This is a genomic window from Pseudomonas sp. SC11 (assembly GCF_047039205.1).
GTDB lineage: Bacteria > Pseudomonadota > Gammaproteobacteria > Pseudomonadales > Pseudomonadaceae > Aquipseudomonas > Aquipseudomonas boreofloridensis.
This window is the reverse complement of sequence record NZ_CP178183.1, coordinates 3667909-3690298: the sequence shown is the minus strand read 5'-3', so window position 1 is coordinate 3690298 and position 22390 is coordinate 3667909. Positions and strand designations below refer to the sequence as shown.

Below are 22390 nucleotides of genomic sequence, written 5' to 3'. Positions count from 1 at the left end.
TTTGCCGCCCGCACTCCTGCAGGCGGCGTCCATTGCCTCAAAGTCTCCAGCCGCCGCCCAAGGCCTTGTACAGTGCCACGCTGCCTTGCAGGCGAGCCAGGCGCAGTTGGGCCTGCTGATCCTCGGCCTGGTACAGGGTGCGCTGGGTTTCCAGTACCGTCAGCAGCGTCTCGGCGCCGGCGGCGTAGCGCTGCTCGGCCAGGCTGAAGGCGATGCGCGCCTGCTCCACCTCTTGGTCCTGCCACTGGCGTTGGCGCTCGACGCCGTCGATGGCGTTCAGTGCTTTCTCCACGTCGCCGAAGCCCGCGATGATCTGTTGGTGATAGGTTTCCAGCAGCTCCTGCTGGCGTGCCGTGGCCCGGTCGCGCTCGGCACTGCGCCGCCCATGGTCGAAGATCGGCGCGGTGAGCGCGGTGGTCAGGGTGTAGAACGGGCTGTCGAGGACGTCGGCGAAGGTTCGCGCGCCGCTGCCCAGTTCGGCACCGAGCACCACGCGCGGCAACAGCGCCGCCCTGGCCACTTGCACGTCAGCACGGGCCGCTGCCAGGCGAGCTTCCGCAGCGGCGATGTCGGGACGACGGCTGAGCAGCTCGCTGGGCACGCCACTGCCGATCACCGGCCAGCTCAGTTGGGCGAGCGATTCGCTGCCGGTGCGCAGGCGCTGTACCGGCTCGCCGAGCAATATGGCCAGGGCCACTCGGTTGTCCCTCCAGCGCTGCTCGAGCAGCGGCACCTGCCGCTCCTGGGACGCCACCAGGCTGCGCTGCTGAGCCAGTTCCAGGCGCGTGGACGCGCCGGTACGCTCGCGTGCTTCGACCAGGTTCAATACGTCGCGGGCATTGGCCAGGTTGAGGCGGGCGATGCGCAATTGCTCCTCAAGGGCCAGGCCTTGCAGGTAGCTGTCGGCGACAGCACTGGTCAAGGTCAGCTCGATGGTCTGACGGTCGAAGCGGCTGGCCTGGAGTGTGTTCAAGGCGCTGTCACGCACGCCGCGCAGCCCGCCCCAGAAGTCGATTTCGTAGCTGGCGCTCAGGCGCGTGCTGAAGGCGGTGCTGGTGCGTTCGCTGCTCGAGGCATCGAGCCGATCGCTGCCTTCGCCACGCAGCAGGCGCTGACGGCTACCGTCCACCCCGAATTGCACCTCCGGCAACAACGGCGCTCCCGCGATCACGGTGCTGGCCTGGGCCTGGCGCACGCGCGCAGCGGCGGCGGCCAGGTCATGGCTGTTTTCGCGGGCACGTAGGATCAAACGGTCCAGTTCCTGGCTGGAGAACGCTTGCCACCACGCTTGATCCGGCAGCGCGGCTGTCGGATTGGCAGCCCCTTGCCAGGTGCTCGGCAGTTCTATCGGCGTCTGCGGCGCAGGCGCAGTGGCGCAGGCGGCGAGGCATAGGCTCAGGGTCAGCAGGCTGATGCGGCTTGGCAATGTCATGGCTACACGCTGGTAAGGGCTTTGACCGGGTCGAGTCGGGCGGCTTTGCGCGCTGGCATGAAGCCGAACACGACACCGGTGATCACGGCGCAGGCGAAGGCGCCGAGGATGGCGGGCAGGGCGAAGGCCACGGCGATATCGGCCAGCAGCAGCGCGCCGCCGATACCCAGGGCCAAGGCGATGCCAGTGACGCCGCCGACCATCGACAGCATCACCGCTTCGGTGAGGAACTGGCGCAGGATGTCACGCTGACGGGCACCGGTGGCCATACGAATGCCGATCTCGCGGGTGCGTTCGCGCACGGTCATCAGCATGATGTTCATCACGCCGATGCCGCCGACCAGCAGCGAGATGGCGGCAATCGCGCCGAGCATCAGCGACAGGCTGTTCTGGGTGCGCGCCTCGGCCTGGATCAGTGCAGCGTCGTTGGTCAGGTCGAAATCGCGCTTGCCTTGGCGTCGCTTGCGCATCAACTGGTCGATGGCCGCCTCGGTTTCCGACACCCGGCTCGAGTCGGCGGCGGTCATGATCACGTATTCGGGGTCGCGCGAGCCGAACAAGCGGGTCGCAGCGGCCGAGTAGGGCACCACGATGCGCTCGTCGCTGTCCTGATTGCCGGAGCTGGCGCCCTTGGCAGCGAGCACGCCGACCACCTGGAATGGCACATTTTCGATCAGCAGGTACTGGCCCAGCGGGTCGCTGCCCGGTGCCAGCAGCTTGTCGCGGACTTTCTGGCCAATCACTGCCACGGCCGCGCCGCGCTGTTCATCGGCTTCGGTGAACAGGCTGCCCTGGACGACCGGCCAGTTGAGGATCTGTGGAAATTCGGTGTTGTTGCCGCCCACGTAGAACGTCTGGTTGTTGTTGCCGTGGCGCACCATCAGCTCGCCGCCGATCACTGGCATGATGCGGTGCACCTGGGGTAGGCCGCCGATGGCGGCGACATCGTCGAGGGTGATCTGGCCGGCCGCTTCGCGTGAGGTGGCGTGCTTGGCGCTGATGTAGAGGATATTGGAGCCGAAGGCGGCCATCTGCGCCATCACCTGGCGCTTGCTACCTTCGCCGACCGCCAGCATCACCACCACCGAGGCCACGCCGATGACGATGCCGAGCAGGGTCAAGGCGGTGCGGAAGCGGTTGATCCACATCACCCGCCAAGCCGCTTGCAGCGACTCGATCAGCTCGCCTTTCCAAGCGCCGCGCAGGCTTGCACCGCGGTCTAGGCGTCGGCGCAACTCATCGGCCTGCACGCCGGGCACGGTGGGTGGCTCGGCGCTGGCCGAGTCGCTGACGATCTCGCCGTCGCGAATCTCGATGATACGTCGCGCCCGCGCGGCCACTTCTCGGTCGTGGGTGATGAGAATGATCACGTGGCCCTGGCTCGCCAGTTCGTCGAGCAGGGTCATCACCTCGGCGCCACTGTGGCTGTCGAGGGCTCCGGTGGGTTCGTCGGCGAGGATGATATGGCCGCCGTTCATCAGCGCGCGGGCAATCGACACCCGTTGCTGTTGGCCGCCGGACAACTGATGCGGTCGGTTGCCTGTACGGCTGGCCAGGCCCAGCCGTTCGAGCAGGGCGGCAGCCCGGGTATGGCGCTGGTCGGCAGGCACACCGGCATAGATGGCCGGCATCTCGACGTTTTCCTGGGCTGAGCCTGAGGGAATCAGGTGATAGCCCTGGAACACGAAGCCGAAGGCTTCGCGGCGTAGCCAGGCCAGCTCGTCGCTGTCCAGTTCGGCGACATCGCGTCCGGCGAAGCGATAACGGCCGCTGGACGGGCGATCGAGGCAGCCGAGGATGTTCATCAGGGTGGACTTGCCCGAGCCAGAGGCGCCGACGATGGCGACGAATTCTCCGGGTTGGATGCTCAGGCTGATGCCACGCAGCACCTGAACCTCGGGGGAGTCGATGCCGCCGTAGACTTTGTGGATGTCGTCGAGCTCAATCAACGCTGCACTCATTCAGCCTCCACTGGCGCGCGGCGCGCCGATGACCAGGTGCTCGCCTTCGCGCAGTCCGTCGAGAATCTGCACCCGAAGGCGGTCGCTGAGCCCGGTGCGCACCTGGCGCTGTTCGACCTTGCCGTCCGGGTTGAGCACTTGGGCCAGGCGCAGGCTGTCGTCAGGTGCATCGTCCAGCGCTGCCAGTGGCGCGGTCAGCACTTGGCGGGCTTGACCGGCGACGAAGAACACCTGGGTGGTCATCTCGGCCATGAGCGCGCCATCGGGATTCTCCACATCAAGCAAAACGGTGTACTGCACCACTTTGCTGCCCGTGCTGCCGCTGCTGGCGCTGGTCGGGCTGCCACCGCCCTGACTGCTCTGGTCGAGTGGCTTGGGCGGGATCGGCAGGATTTGCCGCACGGTGCTGGTCCAGCGTCGCTTGCCACCGGCCAGGGTGGTGAAGTAGGCGGTCATGCCCGGTTTGACCTGGCCGATATCCGCCTCCGAAACCTGGGCCCAGACGGTCATCGGCGACAGCCGAGCGATGCGCAGGATCAACGGCGTCTGCTGCTGGGCGTTGAGCGTCTGGCCTTCACGGGCATCGACCGCCACCACGGTGCCGTCCATCGGCGCGTAGATGCGTGTGTAGCCAAGCTCGGCTTCGTCGCTGCGCAGGCTGGCCTGGGCCTGGAGGATCTGCGCCTGGTACATGTCGATCCGGGCCTGGGTCACTTTCAATTCCGCCTGAGCGCGCTGCACGTCCTCTTCGCGTGTGGCACCGGCGCGAGCCAGATCTTGCTGGCGCTTGACCTGTTGTTGGGCCAAGAGGTGCTGTGCGCGCTGCTCGGCCAACTGGGCCTTGAGGTTCTCGATCGAATAGCGTCCGGCATCCAGGCGCGCCTGTTGGGTGGACGGGTCGATTTCCACTAGCAGTTGGCCCTTTTTCACCTGGTCGCCGGCTTCGACGTGCAGCGTGCGGATTTGCCCGGAGGCCTGGGCGCCGACATCGACGTAGCGACGCGGCTGCAGGGTGCCCAGTGCGGTGACGCTGCTTTCGATGTCGGCGCGGGTGACGGGCACGGTGCTCAGCGATGGTGCGCCGAGGGGCAGGGTTTTCCAGGCCAGCAGAGTACCCAGTGCCAGCAGGCTCAGGGCGCCGAGCAGCAGTCGACGGGGGAGCGGGGAGGTGCGTCTCATTGCAGACTTCCAGGCGGAGGTATGAGGCGTGGCATGGCGTGCAGGCACATACGAACGTCACCGATAGACGAACCTTGTGCACCGGGATTTAGCGGACCGGGTGGGCTGCGTTGCTGAGAATGGGTGTAATTTGTAATATGTCACACTGATATCACCGATGCGCATTCTCAACTTTATCGGTGTTGCCTGGAGGAGAAGCGAAGGCCGTGGTGGAACATTACTATCGCGAACTGTTGAGCTTTCTCTGCGCGCGGCTGGGCAGTCGGCATGCGGCCGAGGATGTGGCGCACGATGTCTGGGTTCGGTTGCTTGAGCGCAGCGGTCAGCCGCCGATCGAACGGCCTCGCCCCTTCCTCTATCGTACGGCGCTGAATTTGGTCATCGACAGGCATCGGCGGCAGTTGGTGCGGCAGGTCGAGCCGCTGGAAGTGCTGGAGGACGATGAGCGCTGGCACAGTCCGGCGCCTTCGCAGCAACTGCATCTTGAGCAGCGATTGGCGATGGTGCGGCGGGCGCTGGATGAACTGAGCGGGACGTGCCGGGAATGCTTTTTGCTGCGCAAGCTTGAGGGGTTGTCGCATGGGGAGATCGCGGCGCGGCTTGGGATATCGCAGGGGATGGTCGAGAAGCATATCGTTAATGCCATGAAGCATTGTCGGGGGCGGATTCGGGGGTGGGATCGGTGATTTTCCCTGGCGGGGGGCTTATCCGTTGGCTTTGGTGGGGCTTAGTCACCTTTTCGCCCTTACGGCGACCCTCTTTTTTTCCTTGGAAAAAAGAGGGGCAAAAACCGCCTGCTCCCGCATACGGCCCCTGCGCTGCGCGCAGGGGTTCCCTCGCGCCGGCGTCGCTCCGGGAGGACCGCGCTTAGGGGCCGTCCTGGCCCCAAGCGCTTGACGGGCATCCATGCCCGTCACCTCCCTGCGCAACGCCTATGCTCGGCCTCCTGAGGTCGCGATGGGCGGTGTTTGAACTACCGCGCACTAAGATCAAGATCAACGGCAACGGCAACGGCAACGGCAACGGCAACGGCAACGGCAACGGCAACGGCAACGGCGATTTGATCGCGCAGCGCTCCAGAACATCTGCCCCACCGCCCTGCTTCTAATCGCGCGCCAGTTCAGGCGCCGCCCATCGCGACTTCAGGAGGCCGAGCAGAGGTGGCACGGAGGGGGTTGACGGGCATGGATGCCCGTCAAGCGCTTGGGGCCATGGATGGCCCCTAAGCGCGGTACCCCCGGAGTGCCACCGGCGCGAGGGAACCCCGCAGCGCAGCGAAGGGGCCGGATGCGGGAGCAAGCGGTTTTTGCCCCCCTTTTTTCCAAGAAAAAAAGGGGGTCGCCGTAAAGGCGAAAAGGTGACTAAGCCTCACCAAAGCCAATGGATATTCACCCCAAGACAAGCAGCCCCCAAAAACCCCCGCTTTTCAGCTTTTGCTATCCTGTGCCCCCCAAACACCAGCTCAGCAGATCCCAATGACCCCCATCGCCCCCCCTAGAGCCCCCCGTTTCAGCCGCAGGGACCACAAGACCCTGGGCCTGGCAGCCCTCGGCGGGGCGCTGGAAATCTACGATTTCATCATTTTCGTTTTCTTCGCCCTGACCCTGAGCCAACTGTTCTTCCCGCCGCAGATGCCCGAGTGGCTAAGGCTATTGCAGAGCTTCGGGATCTTCGTCACCGGTTATCTGGCGCGCCCGTTGGGCGGCATTCTCATGGCCCATTTCGCCGACCACCTGGGCCGCAAGCGCGTTTTCAGCCTGAGCATTCTGATGATGGCGCTGCCGTGCCTGCTGATCGGCGTGATGCCCACCTACGCCGACATCGGCTACGCCGCACCGCTGCTACTGCTGGCCCTGCGCATCCTGCAGGGCGCCGCCGTCGGTGGCGAGGTGCCCAGCGCCTGGGCTTTCGTCGCCGAGCATGCGCCACCGGGTCGACGTGGCTATGCATTGGGCTTTCTCCAGGCAGGCCTGACCTTCGGCTACCTGCTCGGGGCGTTGGTCGCCACGCTCTTGGCCCGACTCTATAGCCCGCAGGAAATCCTCGAATTTGCCTGGCGCTATCCCTTCGTGCTTGGCGGCGTGTTCGGCGTGCTCGGCGTATGGTTGCGCCGGTGGTTGAGCGAGACGCCGGTCTTCCTGGCCCTGCGCGAACGCCAGACGCCGCCCGTGGCGTTCCCGCTGCGCAGCGTGTTGACCGAGCACCGACGTTCGCTGATCCCAGCGGCGCTGCTGACCTGCGTGCTGACCTCGGCGGTGGTGGTGCTGGTGGTGATTACCCCCACCGTGATGCAGCAGCGATTTGGCATCGATGCCGGGCGAACTTTCGCCTTGAGCAGCGTCGGGATCGTCTTTCTCAATATCGGCTGCGTGCTGGCCGGACTGCTGGTCGACCGCATCGGTGCTTGGCGCGCGCTGATGCTCTACAGCCTGGTCCTGCCGCTGGGCATTGGCCTCTTGTATGCGAGCCTCATGGGGCAGTGGGGCTGGAGTTGGCTGGCCTATGCGCTGGCGGGTCTGAGCTGCGGCGTGGTGGGCGTGGTGCCGTCGGTGATGGTCGGGCTGTTCCCGGCGCAGATCCGCGTGTCCGGGATCTCCTTCACCTACAACCTGGCCTATGCGCTGTGGGCCAGTACCACGCCCTTGGCGTTGATCGCCCTGATGCCGTGGAGCCCCTGGGTGTGCGTAGGCTTCTGCCTGATCATGGGCGTTGTGGGCGCCGTGACCGGTGCCGTCTACGGTCAGCGCGCTCCTCTGTGTGTCGAAGAGCGCGCTGTGGGCTACTGAGTCGGGGTCAGGACTTGAAGCGTCCGACCAGGCCGTTGAGCTCTTCCGACAACTGCGACAACCGCCCGGAGTCCGATTGCGCCGAGCTGGCCAGACCCTCGACCAGGCGCGCCTCGTCGTAGATCTGCTGGATATGCCGGTTGATCTCCTCGGCCACGCTGTGCTGCTCCTCGGCTGCGGCGGAAATCTGCAGGTTCTGGTCGCGGATCTCGTTGACCGACAATTGGATGCCCTCGAAGCTGTCGCGCGCGCTTTCGATCGATGACACGCTGGCGCGCGACAGGTCCAGGCAACTGTCCATCTTCTGCGACACTTCTTGAGTCTTGTTGCCCAGCGCGTTGAGCAACTGATCGATTTCACCCGTGGAGTCGGCGGTGCGTTTGGCCAGTGCCCGCACTTCGTCGGCGACCACCGCGAAGCCACGGCCCTGATCGCCAGCGCGGGCGGCCTCGATCGCTGCGTTCAACGCCAGCAGGTTGGTCTGTTCGGCGATGGCGCGGATGGTGCCGAGAATCTGGTTGATGTTGCGGCTGCCTTCTTCGAGTTCGACCATCGCCTGCGACGATTCGCTCAGGCGCGTGCCCAGGCGGTTGACGTTGTCGGTGGTCTGTTCGATCTGCTGCTTGCCCTCGGCCACCCGACGATGTCCGTTCTCTGCAGCGCCCGCCGCACTGCTGCACGAGCGGGCCACTTCGTTGGCGGTGGCGACCATTTCGTTGAAGGCGGTGGAGACCAGTTCCACGGCTTCGCGCTGGCGACCGGCGGCTTCATTCATGCTGCCGGCCAGCTCGCTGTTGGCGCGAGAGGCTTCATGCAAGTTACCGGACGCGGCGCCGATGTGCTGGATCAGCTGGCGGATCGCGGCGAGGAACTTGTTGAACCAGCCGGCCAACTCGGCGGTTTCGTCCTTGCCTTGTACCACCAGGTCGCGGCGCAGGTCGCCCTCACCTTGGGCTATTTGCTGCAGGCCGGTACTCACTTGGCCGATGGGTTTGACGATGACTCGCGAGAACGCAGCGGCGATCAATGCGAAGACCAGCGCCAATACCAGCACGATGACGATCGTGAGGTAGGTCATGGAGGTGGCGGCGCCCATCACTTCGCTATATTCGATCAGACCGACGAAGCGCCAGCCGAGCACCGGCGAGGTCCAGACGTTGGCCATGTAGCGCACGCCGTCGATCACCACCTCGGTCGAGCCCTGTTCGGTGGCCGCCAGTTGCGCATAAGGCGCACCGAGGTCCTTGAGCTGCTTGAAACCGTGGCTGGCATCGCGCGGATCGACCAGCACCGTACCGTTCTCGATCAGCATCACATAGCCGCTGTCGCCCAGCTTGATGCTCTTGATCAGCTCGGTGAGATTCTTCAGTGACACGCTGACCACGAACACGCCCTTGGGCTTGCCGGCAGCGTCATTGAGGGTGCGGGCCGTGCCGACCAGGGCGACGTCATCTTTGTCGTAGTAGTACGCCGCCGTGCGCACGGTCTTGCCCGGTGCAGCCATGGCGGCCTTGTACCAGGGGCGGGTACGTGGGTCATAGCTGGCGAGCTTGGGGTCGTCTGGCCATTTGGCGTAGGTGCCGTCTTCCAGGCCGATGGAGAGGATCGCGGCGGCCGGATGGGTGGTGCCGTAGCGGGAGAAGGCGTCGATGACCTGTTGAGCGGAGGCGGGGAGTGGGCGGCTGGCGGCGTCGGCCGCGGTGTAGTCCTTCAGGGTGCTGACCGAGGTGTAGAAGGGGTCGGTCGCCATCTGCTCGACGTTCTGCAGGGTCCCGTCGAAGAACTGGCGCATGTTGCCGTCGATCTGACGAATCTCACGGGTGCTGCCATCGATGAACTGATCGACGGCCTCGGTGCGAATGTTCAGCACGGAGATGGCGCCGACCAAGGCCACCGGGATAAATGCCACCAGAACGAACGCAATCACCAGCTTATTTTTTATCTTCATCGGGACGAACCATTCGTGGGAAAACACGCAGGGCGTGGCCCGCCGTAAAACTGGCCACAGGCTATCTACCCTGTTTCGGCGCGTACCTGGCAAAGCTTTAGGGGTATTTCGTGTACAAAAACGTCCTCGATTGTTCTGAGAGCGTTTCCGGCCCGCCAGAAATGAAAAACCCGGCGCGGGCGCCGGGTGTAAGCAATTCGGTGAGGCTCAAGCCTGGCGGATCTTTTCCACTCGGCTTTCCTCCAGCTCCTTGCAGGCCTTCTGGATCATCTGCTCGGTGATCGGAATTTCGCGGCCTTGGGCATCGATGATCGAGCCGCACACCTGATGTTGAGTGTGCTGGGCGTTCTTAACGGTGTCGCTGCTATGTTGCAAGCTCATTTCCTGTCTCCTCTTCAGGTTGCAAGCTCAGACTAAACGCTCGCCGTGACTGACCTGTGACAGTTCCCTCGGTATCACGACACGTACAGTCCAACAGAAAGCACGAGAAAGCTCCAGTGCCCCAATTAGATCGATGAGCTATAGGCACTGTGCTCACTCGGCATGCGATCGCGCTGACCCTTCGAGAGTTCCAACAGGATGAACAAGCGGTGTTTCATACTTTCCACAGGCAACAAAAAACCCGCACGAGGCGGGCTTTTCGAAGGATTTGGTCGGAGAGACAGGATTCGAACCTGCGGCCTTCTCGTCCCGAACGAGACGCGCTACCTGGCTGCGCTACACTCCGATGGGCAAAATCCTACTGCATCGCCTTTTTTTACGCAAGCCCTTGTTGTGTAAAGGGCCTTTGCCTCAAACACGGTGCGAATCAGAGCTCTTTGACAGTCCGCACCTGGTCTTTGTTGATGCGTGCACGCTTGCCGTCGAGCTGCTCGAATTCGTAGAAGCCGGAGTCTTCGTCGTAGGAAGGTTTGTCCACGGCTTGAATCTCGCGGCCATCGTTCAGCGTGATGACGGTGGGCGATGCGCAACCGGCGACGGCAGCCAGGCCCAGGGCAAGCAGGAAGGCGGGGAGGGTCCGTTGGATCATCGTGTGTCTCCATTTCGATGGTGCATGATGTGCCTCTGACGCTACCTGAGCATGCAAAGTTCCTCGTGGCGTGCAGTGCAAGGACAATCGCGTGGATACCGATCCAGGACGGAGGCGGCCTTGTGCTATAACGGGCGCTTTCCTTCCCGCATGACGGATTACCATGAAAGCCAAGGCAGATACTCCCTTCGTGCCGCTGAACATCGCTGTGCTGACGGTCAGCGATACCCGTGCGTTCGACACCGACACTTCTGGCCAACTGTTCGTCGACCGGCTCACCGCTGCCGGGCACCGGCTGGCTGAGCGCGTGCTGCTCAAGGACGACCTGTACAAGATTCGCGCCCAGGTCGCCACTTGGATTGCCGATGACCTTGTGCAGGTCGTACTGATCACCGGCGGAACCGGCTTCACCGGTCGCGACAGTACCCCGGAAGCCGTCGCGTGCCTGCTGGACAAGCAGGTCGATGGCTTCGGCGAGCTGTTCCGCCAGATATCGGTGCCGGATATCGGCACGTCCACCGTGCAGTCCCGTGCGCTGGCAGGTTTGGCCAACGGTACCCTGGTGTGCTGCCTGCCCGGTTCGACCAACGCGGTGCGTACGGGTTGGGACGGCATTCTCGCCGAGCAACTCGACGCCCGTCATCGTCCGTGCAATTTCGTCGCTCACTTGAAGCAGGCACCGGCCTGTGAAAGTCGTGGCTGAGGCGGCTGCTAGCCGGCCCTTGATGCCGGTGGAGCAGGCCTTGGAGCGCCTGCTGGCGCTGGCCGAGGCGGCGCCTATCGAGGAAGTCGAGGAGGTCGCCCTGGGCGATGCCGAGGGGCGCGTGCTGGCCCAGGCGCTGGTTGCCACCCTCGACTTGCCGCCTTGGCCGAACAGCGCCATGGACGGCTACGCCGTGCGCCTGGAGGACCTGCACGATCAGCCTCTGGCGGTCAGCCAACGCATCTTCGCCGGCCATGCGCCGGCGGCTTTGCAAGCGGGCACCTGTGCGCGGATCTTCACCGGGGCACCGCTGCCCGAAGGCGCCGACTGCGTAGAGATGCAGGAAAACACCGAGGTGCTCGCAGACGGCCGGGTGCGTTTCCTGCACCCGCTTACCGCCCAGCAGAACGTGCGGCCCCAAGGTCAGGAAACCCGTGCCGGCGAACAGATCATGGCCGCGGGCACCCGTTTGGGGCCGATCGAGCTGGGTCTGGCTGCGACACTGGGGCATGCCACGGTTCAGGTGCGTCGACGCCCGCGCGTCGCGGTGTTGTCGACCGGCGACGAACTGGTCGAGCCCGGACTGCCCCTGGGGCCCGGACAGATCTACAACAGCAATCGTCGACTGCTGGTCAGTTGGTTGCAGCGCATGGGCTGCCAAGTGATCGACGCCGGAATCCTCGCCGACGATCTGACGCTGACCCGCCAATGCCTGGAGCATCTGGGCGAAGTCGATTTGATCCTCTCCACCGGCGGGGTTTCCGTGGGTGAGGCCGACTACTTGGGCATGGCGCTGCGCGAGGCGGGCGAGTTGGCACTCTGGAAGCTTGCAATCAAGCCCGGTAAGCCGCTGACTTGCGGGCAATGGCGGGGCGTGCCGGTGATCGGACTGCCTGGCAACCCGGCCTCGACGTTGGTCACCTTCGCCTTGCTGGCGCGACCTTACCTGCTGCGTCGGCTTGGCGTCAGCGAGGTGGCACCGCTGCGCTTCTCGGTCCCGGCAGGCTTCGACTGGCCAAAGCCTGGCAGTCGCCGCGAGTATCTACGGGCACGCATCGAGGACGGCCAGGTGTGCCTTTATCCCAACCAGAGCTCTGGCGTGCTGCGCAGTGCAGTCTGGGCACAAGGGCTGGTCGAGGTGCACGAAGGTCGCACCGTGGCCATGGGCGACAGTGTCCCTTTCATCCCTTTCAGCGAATTGCTCGATTAGCGTCCGACCTCAAGCAACTAAATCCATCCGGCAGGGATTCGCGCAGATTCGATCGACGGTGTGCAGCATTCGTCGATCTGCGGTGGTCGAGATTGCAATGGGTGTCTATCAGGAGAGTTTCGGATGCACGGGCACAAGGCGATGTTGATCCTGCACGGCAAGCAGGCACTGAACGAAGAGGTACGCGAGGCGGTAGGGGCCGTGCGCGAACGTGGCCAGCATCTGGACGTGCGCTTGACCTGGGAAGCGGGCGATGCCCGGCGACTGGTGGAGGAGGCGTTGAGCGCCGGCTACACGCAAATCGTGGCGGGAGGCGGGGACGGCACCTTGCGCGATATCGCCGAGGCCATTGCCCAATCCGATGGTCAAGCCAGCCTGGTGCTGCTACCGCTTGGCACCGCCAACGATTTCGCCCGCGCGGCCGGGGTTCCGCTGGAGCCGGCAGCTGCATTGGCATTGCTCCAGGTGCCCGCGCGGGCAGTGGACCTTGGGCGCGTCGGCGAGCAGATGTTCCTGAACATGGCTACCGGTGGCTTCGGCAGTCAAGTGACGGCCAGCACCTCCGAGGATCTGAAGAAAGTGCTCGGCGGGGCGGCCTATCTGTTCACCGGTTTGTCACGTTTCAGCGAGCTGCAGGTGGCTTCGGCCACCTTGCACGGCCCGGACTTTCACTGGCAGGGCGAGTTGCTGGCACTGGCTGTTGGCAATGGTCGTCAGGCGGGCGGAGGTCATGTGCTGTGTCCTGAGGCCCTGGCTGACGATGGGCTGTTGGATGTCGCCATTCTGCCCGCGCCTCAAGCCATGGTTGGGGCACTGCGCGACTTGCTGAGCGGTGAGGAACTGTTCGTGCGGGCGCGGCTGCCTTGGGTGGAGATCGGCCAGGCTGAAGGACTGGCGCTGAATCTCGACGGCGAACCGTTGAAAGAGGGCGGTCTGCGCTTCGAGGCCGTGCCGGGGGCACTGCGCGTGCACCTGCCCAGCGACTCACCGTTGCTCAGTCATCCAGGCTGATGATGCCTTCGCGCACGGCAAACAGCACCAGGCCCGCCACATCGTAGATCTGCAGGCGCTTCATGATCTGCGAGCGGTGGGTCTCGACGGTCTTTATCGATAATCCCAAGCCGTTGGCGATCTCCCGGGTGGATTTGCCGCGCACGATCAAGCGCAGGATTTCCAATTGCCGGGCCGTGAGGTGGTGCCGGTCGCTGGAAGACGGCCTGCTGCTCTGGGCACGCAGCAGGGCTTGATTGATCACCGTGTGGGCGATGGCTGGGCTCAGATAACGTTCGCCGCTGCACAAGGCACCTAGGGCGTGCTCCAGTTCGCTGGCGCTGGTGTCTTTCAGCAGATAGCCGTGTGCGCCGCTTTCCAGCGCGCGCATGATCAAGTCCGGCTCGGTGTGCATCGACAGGATCAGTACTTTGCACGCGCAACCGCTGTCGCGCAGTTGGGTCAAGGCATCCAGGCCGTTGGTCGAGCGCATGGAAATGTCCAGCAGGACGATGTCCGGGCTCAAGCTTTGTACCATCTCCATCAGGTGCTGGCCGTCATCGGCTTCGCCCACCACTTCATACCCGACGAGGTCGGTGACCAGCGCGCGCACGCCGGCTCGAATCAGTGAATGATCATCGATCAGCAGCAGCCTAATCATCGCAATGTGCCGTGCTGGCTCGTTCTTCGCGGCGTGCAGGCCAAGGGAACAAGACTTCGATGCGGGTACCTTGACCGGGCTGGCTGATCACCTCCAGGCGGCCTTGCAGCGCGGCTATCCGCTCCTGCATGCCGGCCATGCCGCCATGGCCGCGCAGCCCTGCGACGTGGGTCGGTTCGAAGCCGACGCCATCGTCCTTGATGGACAGGCGCAGCCCTTCCGGCATGCGCTTTAGGCGAATCAACAGGTTGTGTGCACGGGCGTGGCGCAGCACGTTGGTGACTGCCTCCTGGGTGATGCGAAAAGCTGCCATGGTCACCGCTTCGCCGATACCGCCCAGGCGCTGCTGGCATTCCAGGCTCCAATGCACGTCGCTGTTTTCCAGCGCTCGCAGTAGGTGAGCCCGCAAGCTCGCCTCCAGGCCCTGACTGTTCAGTTGTCGCGGATTGAGCAGCGCGGACACATCGCGCACGCTGTCCAAGGTGGTGTCGAGCGTGTCGCGCAGGATGTCGCAGTGCGGGTGCAGCGTGGTCGGCATCCGACGCCGTAGCCAGTCGAGTTGGAGCTTCGCGGCGGTGAGCGACTGTCCGATGTCGTCGTGCAGTTCGCGGCTCAGGCGCTGGCGTTCGCCCTCCTGGACTTCGAGCATGCGCTCTGCCAGTTCCTCGGGCTGCAGATGAATCGCGCCCCTACAGCGGCACAGTTGCCACGCGACGGCGAGCAGGGCGATCAATTGCAGGATGAGCGCCGCTGTCGACAAGCGTTGAGCGCTGGCATAGGCGACCACGCTGGCGATCAAGGAGGCCGCACAGAGCACCGCAGTCGCCGCAGGCAGCCAGGTGACGCGCGGGCGGCAATGCAGAGGAATCTTCAAGCGTGAAAGCATAGATTGGAAAGCCACTGGATAATTGCCGGCGCAGGTCGCGAAACACGCCTTGGCGCTGTGAATGACCTGCTTATTCAATCAACAATGAACACGCTGATTAGTGTGGAACCCGCGTGTGGTGGGTGTTGTTTAGTGCGCATGGTATCACTTCGAATCGATTTGGTCGCGGCTGCTTAGTTGCTCTGAGCCGAGTTAATACGGGGCGCGCAGAGGTGTAAGTGAACCCTGGAGAAAATGGCCATGCGCTATTATCTCTACAGAATCAGAAACTTCTTGAATAACTAAGCTAATGCGCTATCACGGCCCTGACATAACTTGACCTATCTAACAAGTTATCGAGTGTTGATGGGGCAACACTTTGACTCGTTAGTGGGAATGGTCTTTTCACTCACTCAGGGAACGCGTTGCCGACGCGGGGGAGGGGCAAGGTTGGTCAAGGGCACTGGCCAAGGCGCCGACGAGCAATTGCTGCTCCGTGCCGTCCAAATGCAGTTGGCCTGTGTGTGGATCGACCAACTCCAGTTGCCAATCCAGCAGATCAAGACACTCCGCCAGGGCCGAAAGCGCGCCAGACGGTAACCGACAACCCTCGCAACTGGGCTGGAGTAACTGCCGCAGCACGGTTGAGTAACAGGATATTTCGCGCATCCCCGATGCGCTCGCGCCTTGGGCCAGCGTGTGCAGACATTCGTCCAGGCAGCGGCAGGCGTCGGGGTCGTTGCCGATCAGTGCCAGATGCTGCAAGCACTCTTGGGCGCGTTTGAGCAAGGCTTGCGCATCTGGCAGAAATTCCCGCAACACGTCGGAGTTAGAGGGCCCGCGTTCCATCGTCAGCCTCCGCTGCGCGACGAGCAAGCAGGGGGTAACCACATCCAGATGTTCGCTGACAAAAGCCTGACTCCGTCCATGCACTGAGAATGGCGTCACATTAATGGCTAAAGGATATCGCGAATATCAGGTTGCTCCCGATTGAACCTAAGGGTTTCCCTGATGAGGTATTTGCGAGACGGCGCTAGGGCTTTGAAGTAGGTGGCAGCAGTTAAGCATGATGGTAAAGTGATATCAATCGCCGTTCGGGGATTTTGTCGTGTGCATCAAGCTCTGGCCAATTGTGCCGATACAGGTCAGATGCATCCAATATTTTCGCTTCAAAGCCTGGGGGTTGTGCAATGGCTGGCATTCTCGACACGGTAGATCAACGCACGCAATTGGTGGGCGAGAACCGCCTGGAAATCCTCATGTTTCACCTGGCTGGTCGACAGTTGTTCGCGATCAACGTGTTCAAGGTCCAGGAGGTGCTGCAACTGCCCAAGCTGACGCTCATGCCGCAGCGCCACACCTTCGTGTGCGGCGTGGTCAACCTGCGTGGGCAGACCCTACCGGTGATCGACCTGTCCCAGGCGATCGGCATGCGTCCGCTGCAACCGGGGCCTGACAGCACCATCATCGTCACCGAGTACAACCGCTCGGTGCAGGCGTTTCTGGTCGGCGGCGTGGACCGCATCGTCAACATGAACTGGGAGTCCATCATGCCGCCGCCCACCAGCGCCGGCCGCCAGCATTACCTGACAGCCATCACCAAGGTCGATGACAAGCTGGTCGAGATCATCGACGTGGAAAAGGTTCTGGCCGAGATCGTGCCGTACAGCGCCAAGGTCTCGCGCGACAAACTCGAAGATCCGGTACTGGCCCGTGCTCGTGGTCGCGAAGTGCTGCTGGTCGACGACTCCAGCGTGGCCCTGGCGCAACTGCGCGACACCCTGTCGCAACTGGGGATGAAGCTGCACGTCGCCAGCGACGGTCTCAAGGCGCTGCGCCTGCTCAAAAGCTGGGCCGATGCTGGGGAGGATGTCTGCGAGAAATTGCTGATGATCTTCACCGATGCGGAGATGCCCGAGATGGATGGTTATCGCCTGACCACCGAGATCCGCAACGATCCTCGGCTGCGTGGGCTGTACGTCGTACTGCACACTTCATTGTCGGGTAGTTTCAACGAATCCATGGTGAAGAAAGTAGGTTGCGACAACTTCCTGTCCAAGTTCCAGCCAGACCGGTTGGTGGAAGTGGTGCGCGAGCGCCTGTCGCTCGATCACGCTGCGGTCTGAGCCCTGCACGCGACGTGCAGCGGGTATAAGCTTGGGCTTTGACGAGCGTGAGGCGGTTGGCATGTTTCTGAGTGCGTTGTACCGGTATCCGGTGAAATCAGGCCAGGCGCAGTGCCTGGCCGAATCGGCGCTCGACGCTCTTGGCCTGGACGGCGACCGACGCTGGATGGTGGTCGAGCAGGACACGGGTCGGTTTCTGACCCAGCGCGCCTGGCCGCAGCTTGGGCGGCTCAAGGCCTGCCCCGGTGAAGACGGCGCTTTGTTGCTGGAGGCGCCGGGGCAGTCGCCGTTGCAGGTGCGGGTGCCGGAAGCCGACGAAAATCTGCGAGGGGTCACTCTGTGGCGCGACACCTTGCGCGTGCCCGACGCTGGAGAGGCCGCCGCACAGTGGCTCAGCCAACTGCTGGACAAGCCCGTGCGCCTGGTGCATTGCCCACGCCAGCGTGCACGCTACTTGCCCAGCGGCTATGGGCTGGACACCGATCGGGCTGCCTTTCCCGACGGTTTTCCCTTTCTGCTGATCGGTCAGTCGTCGCTCGATGAGCTCAATCGACGCATCGGTCGTCCCCTGCAGATGTTGCGTTTTCGCCCTAACTTGGTGGTCGAAGGCGCCGAGCCCTTTGCCGAGGATGGTTGGAAGCGTATCCGTATCGGTGAACTGACCTTTCGCGTACTCAAACCGAGCGTGCGCTGCATCCTGACCACCCTTGACCCGGACACTGGCGAGCGCAGCGCCGATCGGGAGCCGTTGACCACGTTGAAGACATTCCGCGAGCGCGACGGCGATGTGCTGTTCGGGCAGAACCTGGCCGTCGATGGCCGCGGACGTCTCGAGGTGGGCATGCCGGTGGAGGTGTTGGAGTAGCAGCTTGGGGGAGGCGACGGCAGGCGCTTGTCGCGCCATAATCGGCCCTTAATCGCACCCTGTTGCACTGCGCGTCCCAAACCCGGAGATTCCCTTAAATGCATGTTCTGCTCTGCGAGGATGACGATCTGATCGCCAGCGGCATCTGCGCCGGACTGGCGGCTCAGGGGCTGACGATCGATCGGGTGGCCAGTGCCTCGGCGGCGCGGGCATTGCTGCAGGCAGCGCAGTTCGATGTGATGATTCTCGATCTGGGGCTGCCTGACGAAGACGGTCTCAAACTGCTGCGTCGTCTACGTCAGCAGGGCGAATTGCTGCCGGTGCTGGTGCTGACGGCCCGCGACGCCGTCACTGATCGTGTCGAGGGGCTTCAGGCGGGCGCCGATGATTACCTGCTCAAACCGTTCGACCTGCGCGAGCTCGCGGCGCGTCTGCACACCCTGCTGCGGCGCGTGGCCGGGCGTGCGGTCAATGTCATCGAGCATGGCCCTTTGTGCTACAACCCCAGCAGCTGCGAAGCGACGCTGGCTGGGCGGCCCGTGGATCTGTCGCGGCGCGAACAGGCGCTGCTCCAGGCGTTTCTGCAGAATCCTGGTCGGGTGCTGTCCGGCGAGCAGCTCAAGGACTGCGTATACGGCTTCAGCGACGAGGTCGAAAGCAACGCCCTCAACGTCCATATCCATCACCTGCGGCGCAAGCTCGGCAACAGCATCGTCGAGACCGTGCGTGGCCTGGGCTACCGTCTCGGTCCAGCGCAGGTCAACGAGGAGCGCGCGCCATGAGCCTGCGCGTGCGCCTGTCACTGATTCTCGGCAGTGCCTTCATCCTGATCTGGATTCTGGCGGCGGCCTGGATGCTGCGCGATTTGCGCCAACAAATGATGTTTTCCCTCGACCAGCGCCTGGTGGCCTCCGCGCGCATGGTGGCGGGACTTGTCGATCAACTGCCTCAGCCGCTGACCGGCAAGGACCGTGAAGCGCACTTTGCCGCCGACCAGTTCAGCATTCCAGACGGCATGGCCTGCCAGGTCAGCTCCCTGCGGGGTGAGATTCTGGCCAGCAACCATAAGCACGACGGCAGCATGGACGACCAGCGCAGCGGCTTTCGCGATCAGACCATCGATGGCAGTGCCTGGCGTACCTTTACCTACAACCACGGTGACGTGCGCATTACCACGGCCGACAGGCATCAGGAGCGTGAGGCGCTCAATCGCTCGATTCTGCTGGCGGCCTCGGCGCCGGTGTTGATGGCCCTGCTCGGTAGCCTGGGGCTACTCTGGATCGGTCTGGGCAAGGGCCTGGAGCCGCTCAATCGCATGCGCGATGCCCTGCGTCGGCGCCGCGCCGACAGCGTCGAGCCGCTGCAGGTGTCGGGTATGCCCAGCGAGTTGCAGCCGCTGCTGGAAACCCAGAACCAGTTGTTCCTGCGCATCGCTCAGACCCTGGAGCGCGAGCGGCGTCTGACCGACGATGCCGCGCACGAGCTGCGCAGCCCCCTGACCGCGATCAAGACCCATCTGCAGGTGGCGCGCATGACCGACGGCCAGGTACGCGAGCAGGCGCTGGAGCATGCCGAGCAAGGCACCGATCGCATGCACCGCACCTTGGAGCAGTTGCTGATGCTGGCGCGGGTCGAGGGCAGCTTGTCGTTCGACGATGGGGTGCAGTGCAGCGCCGAGCAGGTCGCACGCCTGGCGATGCAGGATGCCAGTGGTGGAGATAACCGGCGCATCGCGCTGCATTTGCCGCAGGAAGCGGCGCGCGTTTACCTGGGCATGCCGGCGCCACTGGCAGTAGCGGCATTGCGCAATCTGCTGGATAACGCGCTGCGCCACGGTGGCAGCGAGGCGGTGGAGCTGGAGGTGCAGATGGCCGAAGGGCAGGTGGGGTTCGTGGTGCGCGACCACGGTCCGGGTATCGCCGATGAAGATCTGGAGCATTTGACCGAGCGGTTCTGGCGCAACAGCAAGAGTCTGGGCAGCGGGCTGGGCTTGGCGATCGTGCAGGCGATCGTGCAGCGTTGCGCCGGCAGCTTGAAATTCGACAGTCGCAGCGATGGTCTGCGGGTGTGCCTGCAGGTGCCGGTGCGCGAGCTGACTTGAAGTAAGAAGCGGGCTAAATCCCCGCCTGGCTCAAGCGTTTCACAAGCAATGACTTCCCGGCACTCTCTGCGCTGACAGGCGCGTGACGGGCGTCTCTACTTGCTTGCGAGGGTTCGCCGATGTCGACCGTTTCCCGTCTCGCCCAGGCGCTGCCTGCCTGCGTGCCAGAGACCCTGTATACGTTTCGTGAGTCACCCCTGCTATTGCGTCAACAGCAGCAGGAGTCCAATGCGCGCAGCTATCCGCGGCGTATTCCGCTGGTACTCAAGCGCGCCCGTGGCATTCATGTGGAAGACGTCGAGGGGCGACAGTTCATCGACTGCCTCGCTGGCGCGGGCACCCTGGCATTGGGGCATAACCATCCGGTTGTGGTGGAGGCGATCCAGCGCGTGTTGGCTGACGAGTTACCGCTACACACCCTTGACCTGACTACGCCGGTCAAGGATCAATTCGTTCAGGACTTGTTCGCCGTGCTGCCGGAGTCCTTGCGGCGGGATGCGAAGATCCAGTTCTGCGGGCCAACGGGCACCGACGCGGTGGAAGCTGCATTGAAGCTGGTGCGCACGGCCACCGGGCGCAGCACTGTGCTCGCTTTCCAGGGTGGCTACCATGGCATGACTCAGGGCGCGTTGAGCCTGATGGGCAGTCTGGGGCCGAAGAAAGCACTGGGGGCGCTACTGAGCAGCGGCGTGCAGTTCATGCCTTATCCGTATGATTACCGATGCCCGTTCGGCCTCGGCGGCGAGGCTGGCGTGCGGGCCAATCTGCATTATCTGGAAAATCTCTTGCTCGACCCCGAGGCGGGTGTGCAGTTGCCTGCTGCGGTCATCCTGGAGGTGGTGCAAGGTGAGGGTGGCGTCATACCAGCGGACATCGAGTGGTTGCGTGGTGTGCGCCGAATCACCGAAAAGGCCGGAGTGGCGTTGATCGTTGACGAAATCCAGAGCGGCTTTGCCCGTACTGGGCGGATGTTCGCCTTCGAACATGCCGGCATCGTGCCTGACGTGGTCACCCTGTCCAAGGCCATTGGTGGCAGCCTGCCGCTTGCCGTGGTGGTCTACCGTGATTGGCTGGATACCTGGGCCCCGGGCGCTCACGCGGGCACCTTCCGCGGTAATCAGATGGCCATGGCGGCGGGTTCTGCGGTGATCGACTATCTGGTGGAACACCGCTTGGACGAACATGCGCATGCCATGGGGCAGCGGCTGCGCGGCCATTTGCAGCACCTGCAGCGTGATTATCCGCAGTTGGGCGATATCCGTGGGCGGGGTTTGATGCTAGGTGTGGAGTTGGTCGATCCGCAGGGTGCGCGGGATGCGCTCGGTCATCCGCTCGCCTCGCCGGAGCTGGCGCCCAAGGTGCAGCGCGAATGCCTGAGGCGCGGGCTGATTCTCGAGCTCGGCGGTCGGCATGGTGCGGTGGTGCGGTTCCTGCCACCACTGATCATCAGTGCCGAGCAGATCGATGAGGTCGCCGAGCGCTTCGCGCGTGCGGTACAGGCGGCGGTCGCCTCGGACTGAGTGAGCAGTCGTCTGTTCAGTTGGGCGATGGCTTAGAAGAAAGGCACCTTTTCAGGTGCCTTTCTTTATAGGGTGCCCTCAGTCGTGCAGCTCTTCTGCTGCGTAGAGGGTGTTCTCCAGCAGACAGGCGCGGGTCATGGGGCCGACGCCGCCCGGAACTGGCGTGATCCACCCTGCGCGGGGCAGGGCGGTTTCGTACACGACATCACCGACCAGCTTGCCGTCGTCCTGGCGATTGATGCCGACGTCGATGACGATGGCGCCTTCCTTGATCCATTCCCCCTTCACCAAGCCGGGCTTGCCCGCTGCTACCACGACCAGATCGGCGCGGCCTACGTGGCCTGCCAGATCCTGCGTGAAGCGGTGGCAGACGGTCACGGTGCAGCCAGCCAGGAGCAATTCCATGGCCATGGGGCGGCCAACGATGTTCGAGGCACCCACGATCACGGCGTTCATGCCGTAAAGCTCCTGACCGGTGCTGTGCAGCAGGGTCATGATGCCTTTCGGTGTGCACGGGCGCAGCAGTGGAATGCGCTGGGCCAGACGGCCGACGTTATAGGGGTGGAAACCGTCGACATCCTTGTCTGGACGAATGCGCTCGAGCAGCAGCGAAGCGTCCAGGTGAGCAGGCAGTGGCAGTTGCAGCAGAATGCCGTCGACGGCTGGGTCGTCGTTGAGGCGGTCGATCAGATCGGATAGGGCTTGCTGCGTGGTATCGCTGGGCAGGTCGAACGCCTGGGAGATGAAACCGACTTCTTCACAGTCTTTGCGCTTGTGCGAAACGTAGACTTGGGAGGCTGGATCGGTGCCGACCAGGATCACCGCCAGGCCCGGGGTACGCAGGCCCTGCTGGCGGCGTTGCGCGACACGTTGGGCGATCTGCTGGCGCAGGTTGGCGGCGATCGCCTTGCCATCGATAAGGTGTGCAGTCATAGACGCGTGATTAACCATCGAGAAGGGAACAATAAAGAGGGCGCATTCTCGCACGACCGCAGCCGAGGGCAAAGGCGCGT

21 protein-coding genes and 1 tRNA gene are annotated in these 22390 nt (G+C 63.7%); 11 read left to right on the top strand and 11 right to left on the bottom strand.

Features of this window, described 5'->3' with window-relative positions:
• Window positions 1-37: 37 nt before the first annotated feature.
• The 3 genes from ACK2SD_RS16540 to ACK2SD_RS16530 are packed head-to-tail and all read right to left on the bottom strand — an operon-like array spanning window position 38 to window position 4572.
• Window positions 38-1432, bottom strand: a complete 1395-nt coding sequence (locus tag ACK2SD_RS16540; protein ID WP_412460341.1) for an efflux transporter outer membrane subunit — start codon at window positions 1430-1432, stop codon at window positions 38-40.
• 2 nt (window positions 1433-1434) lie between these two features.
• Entirely contained in the window at window positions 1435-3393 is a 1959-nt protein-coding gene (locus ACK2SD_RS16535; protein WP_412460340.1) for a MacB family efflux pump subunit, read from the bottom strand.
• On the bottom strand, window positions 3394-4572 hold the full coding sequence (locus ACK2SD_RS16530) for an efflux RND transporter periplasmic adaptor subunit (RefSeq protein ID WP_039576538.1): 1179 nt from the start codon (window positions 4570-4572) through the stop codon (window positions 3394-3396).
• 209 nt (window positions 4573-4781) lie between these two features.
• Here ACK2SD_RS16530 and ACK2SD_RS16525 point away from each other — a divergent pair, with 209 nt between their 5' ends.
• The 3 genes from ACK2SD_RS16525 to ACK2SD_RS16515 all read left to right on the top strand — a co-directional run bounded on the left by ACK2SD_RS16525 (window position 4782) and on the right by ACK2SD_RS16515 (window position 7358).
• A complete protein-coding gene (locus ACK2SD_RS16525; protein ID WP_412462334.1) occupies window positions 4782-5258 on the top strand; it encodes a sigma-70 family RNA polymerase sigma factor in 477 nt (158 codons plus the stop codon).
• Between the two features lie 278 nt (window positions 5259-5536).
• Window positions 5537-5680, top strand: coding sequence for a hypothetical protein (locus tag ACK2SD_RS16520; protein ID WP_412460339.1), 144 nt, complete (start codon window positions 5537-5539; stop codon window positions 5678-5680).
• A 367-nt stretch (window positions 5681-6047) separates the two neighbouring features.
• Window positions 6048-7358: an MFS transporter gene (locus ACK2SD_RS16515; RefSeq protein ID WP_412460338.1), complete on the top strand. Its 1311-nt coding sequence runs from the start codon at window positions 6048-6050 to the stop codon at window positions 7356-7358.
• Window positions 7359-7365: 7 nt separating this feature from the next.
• Here the strand turns inward: ACK2SD_RS16515 and ACK2SD_RS16510 are convergent, their stop codons facing one another.
• From ACK2SD_RS16510 to ACK2SD_RS16495, 4 genes are all read right to left on the bottom strand, one after another.
• Window positions 7366-9306, bottom strand: coding sequence for a methyl-accepting chemotaxis protein (locus ACK2SD_RS16510; RefSeq protein ID WP_039576540.1), 1941 nt, complete (start codon window positions 9304-9306; stop codon window positions 7366-7368).
• A gap of 207 nt (window positions 9307-9513) precedes the next feature.
• Window positions 9514-9687: a PA1571 family protein gene (locus tag ACK2SD_RS16505; RefSeq protein WP_162889501.1), complete on the bottom strand. Its 174-nt coding sequence runs from the start codon at window positions 9685-9687 to the stop codon at window positions 9514-9516.
• A 269-nt stretch (window positions 9688-9956) separates the two neighbouring features.
• Window positions 9957-10033 (bottom strand) — tRNA-Pro (locus ACK2SD_RS16500).
• A gap of 81 nt (window positions 10034-10114) precedes the next feature.
• Window positions 10115-10336 (bottom strand): YgdI/YgdR family lipoprotein, encoded by a 222-nt coding sequence (locus tag ACK2SD_RS16495; protein ID WP_029613518.1) that lies wholly within the window; start codon window positions 10334-10336, stop codon window positions 10115-10117.
• A 163-nt stretch (window positions 10337-10499) separates the two neighbouring features.
• Here ACK2SD_RS16495 and moaB point away from each other — a divergent pair, with 163 nt between their 5' ends.
• The 3 genes from moaB (at window position 10500) to yegS (ending at window position 13260) form a co-directional block, all read left to right on the top strand.
• Window positions 10500-11039: a molybdenum cofactor biosynthesis protein B gene (gene moaB / locus ACK2SD_RS16490; protein ID WP_029613519.1), complete on the top strand. Its 540-nt coding sequence runs from the start codon at window positions 10500-10502 to the stop codon at window positions 11037-11039.
• On the top strand, window positions 11023-12249 hold the full coding sequence (glp, locus tag ACK2SD_RS16485) for a gephyrin-like molybdotransferase Glp (protein WP_412460337.1): 1227 nt from the start codon (window positions 11023-11025) through the stop codon (window positions 12247-12249). The genes moaB and glp overlap by 17 nt, the downstream gene beginning before the upstream one ends.
• A gap of 123 nt (window positions 12250-12372) precedes the next feature.
• Window positions 12373-13260 carry a lipid kinase YegS gene (yegS, locus tag ACK2SD_RS16480; protein ID WP_412460336.1) on the top strand — a complete coding sequence of 296 codons (888 nt, stop codon included), beginning with the start codon at window positions 12373-12375 and terminating at the stop codon, window positions 13258-13260.
• Here yegS and ACK2SD_RS16475 read toward each other — a convergent pair.
• The 3 genes from ACK2SD_RS16475 to ACK2SD_RS16465 all read right to left on the bottom strand — a co-directional run bounded on the left by ACK2SD_RS16475 (window position 13244) and on the right by ACK2SD_RS16465 (window position 15614).
• Complete coding sequence (locus tag ACK2SD_RS16475) at window positions 13244-13900, bottom strand: response regulator (protein WP_412460335.1); 657 nt, start codon at window positions 13898-13900, stop codon at window positions 13244-13246. The genes yegS and ACK2SD_RS16475 overlap by 17 nt on opposite strands.
• A complete protein-coding gene (locus ACK2SD_RS16470; protein WP_295481425.1) occupies window positions 13893-14786 on the bottom strand; it encodes a sensor histidine kinase in 894 nt (297 codons plus the stop codon). The genes ACK2SD_RS16475 and ACK2SD_RS16470 overlap by 8 nt, the downstream gene beginning before the upstream one ends.
• Before the next feature lie 384 nt (window positions 14787-15170).
• Window positions 15171-15614 (bottom strand): histidine kinase, encoded by a 444-nt coding sequence (locus ACK2SD_RS16465; protein ID WP_412460334.1) that lies wholly within the window; start codon window positions 15612-15614, stop codon window positions 15171-15173.
• Between the two features lie 341 nt (window positions 15615-15955).
• On the opposite strand from ACK2SD_RS16465, the gene ACK2SD_RS16460 reads away from it, so the two are divergent.
• The 5 genes from ACK2SD_RS16460 to ACK2SD_RS16440 all read left to right on the top strand — a co-directional run bounded on the left by ACK2SD_RS16460 (window position 15956) and on the right by ACK2SD_RS16440 (window position 21377).
• Window positions 15956-16891, top strand: a complete 936-nt coding sequence (locus ACK2SD_RS16460; RefSeq protein ID WP_029613525.1) for a chemotaxis protein CheV — start codon at window positions 15956-15958, stop codon at window positions 16889-16891.
• A 61-nt stretch (window positions 16892-16952) separates the two neighbouring features.
• The gene (locus tag ACK2SD_RS16455; protein WP_342649253.1) at window positions 16953-17756 is read left to right on the top strand and encodes an MOSC domain-containing protein; all 804 of its coding nucleotides are present in this window, start codon (window positions 16953-16955) and stop codon (window positions 17754-17756) included.
• 98 nt (window positions 17757-17854) lie between these two features.
• Window positions 17855-18538, top strand: a complete 684-nt coding sequence (locus ACK2SD_RS16450; RefSeq protein WP_039576556.1) for a response regulator transcription factor — start codon at window positions 17855-17857, stop codon at window positions 18536-18538.
• Window positions 18535-19857: an ATP-binding protein gene (locus tag ACK2SD_RS16445; RefSeq protein WP_412460333.1), complete on the top strand. Its 1323-nt coding sequence runs from the start codon at window positions 18535-18537 to the stop codon at window positions 19855-19857. The genes ACK2SD_RS16450 and ACK2SD_RS16445 overlap by 4 nt, the downstream gene beginning before the upstream one ends.
• A 119-nt stretch (window positions 19858-19976) precedes the next feature.
• Entirely contained in the window at window positions 19977-21377 is a 1401-nt protein-coding gene (locus tag ACK2SD_RS16440) for an aspartate aminotransferase family protein (RefSeq protein ID WP_412460332.1), read from the top strand.
• Between the two features lie 78 nt (window positions 21378-21455).
• Here ACK2SD_RS16440 and folD read toward each other — a convergent pair whose 3' ends face one another.
• Window positions 21456-22310: a bifunctional methylenetetrahydrofolate dehydrogenase/methenyltetrahydrofolate cyclohydrolase FolD gene (gene folD, locus ACK2SD_RS16435; RefSeq protein WP_412460331.1), complete on the bottom strand. Its 855-nt coding sequence runs from the start codon at window positions 22308-22310 to the stop codon at window positions 21456-21458.
• Window positions 22311-22390 lie beyond the last annotated feature (80 nt).

Coding starts and splice junctions, on each gene's coding strand:
- ACK2SD_RS16530 (WP_039576538.1), bottom strand. CDS start 4,572: ATGAGACGCACCTCCCCGCTCCCCCGTCGACTGCTGCTCGGCGCCCTG.
- ACK2SD_RS16465 (WP_412460334.1), bottom strand. CDS start 15,614: ATGGAACGCGGGCCCTCTAACTCCGACGTGTTGCGGGAATTTCTGCCA.
- ACK2SD_RS16510 (WP_039576540.1), bottom strand. CDS start 9,306: ATGAAGATAAAAAATAAGCTGGTGATTGCGTTCGTTCTGGTGGCATTT.
- yegS (WP_412460336.1), top strand. CDS start 12,373: ATGCACGGGCACAAGGCGATGTTGATCCTGCACGGCAAGCAGGCACTG.
- ACK2SD_RS16470 (WP_295481425.1), bottom strand. CDS start 14,786: ATGCTTTCACGCTTGAAGATTCCTCTGCATTGCCGCCCGCGCGTCACC.
- ACK2SD_RS16475 (WP_412460335.1), bottom strand. CDS start 13,900: ATGATTAGGCTGCTGCTGATCGATGATCATTCACTGATTCGAGCCGGC.
- moaB (WP_029613519.1), top strand. CDS start 10,500: ATGAAAGCCAAGGCAGATACTCCCTTCGTGCCGCTGAACATCGCTGTG.
- ACK2SD_RS16505 (WP_162889501.1), bottom strand. CDS start 9,687: ATGAGCTTGCAACATAGCAGCGACACCGTTAAGAACGCCCAGCACACT.
- ACK2SD_RS16440 (WP_412460332.1), top strand. CDS start 19,977: ATGTCGACCGTTTCCCGTCTCGCCCAGGCGCTGCCTGCCTGCGTGCCA.
- ACK2SD_RS16445 (WP_412460333.1), top strand. CDS start 18,535: ATGAGCCTGCGCGTGCGCCTGTCACTGATTCTCGGCAGTGCCTTCATC.
- ACK2SD_RS16535 (WP_412460340.1), bottom strand. CDS start 3,393: ATGAGTGCAGCGTTGATTGAGCTCGACGACATCCACAAAGTCTACGGC.
- ACK2SD_RS16455 (WP_342649253.1), top strand. CDS start 16,953: ATGTTTCTGAGTGCGTTGTACCGGTATCCGGTGAAATCAGGCCAGGCG.
- ACK2SD_RS16515 (WP_412460338.1), top strand. CDS start 6,048: ATGACCCCCATCGCCCCCCCTAGAGCCCCCCGTTTCAGCCGCAGGGAC.
- folD (WP_412460331.1), bottom strand. CDS start 22,310: ATGACTGCACACCTTATCGATGGCAAGGCGATCGCCGCCAACCTGCGC.
- ACK2SD_RS16450 (WP_039576556.1), top strand. CDS start 17,855: ATGCATGTTCTGCTCTGCGAGGATGACGATCTGATCGCCAGCGGCATC.
- ACK2SD_RS16495 (WP_029613518.1), bottom strand. CDS start 10,336: ATGATCCAACGGACCCTCCCCGCCTTCCTGCTTGCCCTGGGCCTGGCT.
- ACK2SD_RS16540 (WP_412460341.1), bottom strand. CDS start 1,432: ATGACATTGCCAAGCCGCATCAGCCTGCTGACCCTGAGCCTATGCCTC.
- ACK2SD_RS16460 (WP_029613525.1), top strand. CDS start 15,956: ATGGCTGGCATTCTCGACACGGTAGATCAACGCACGCAATTGGTGGGC.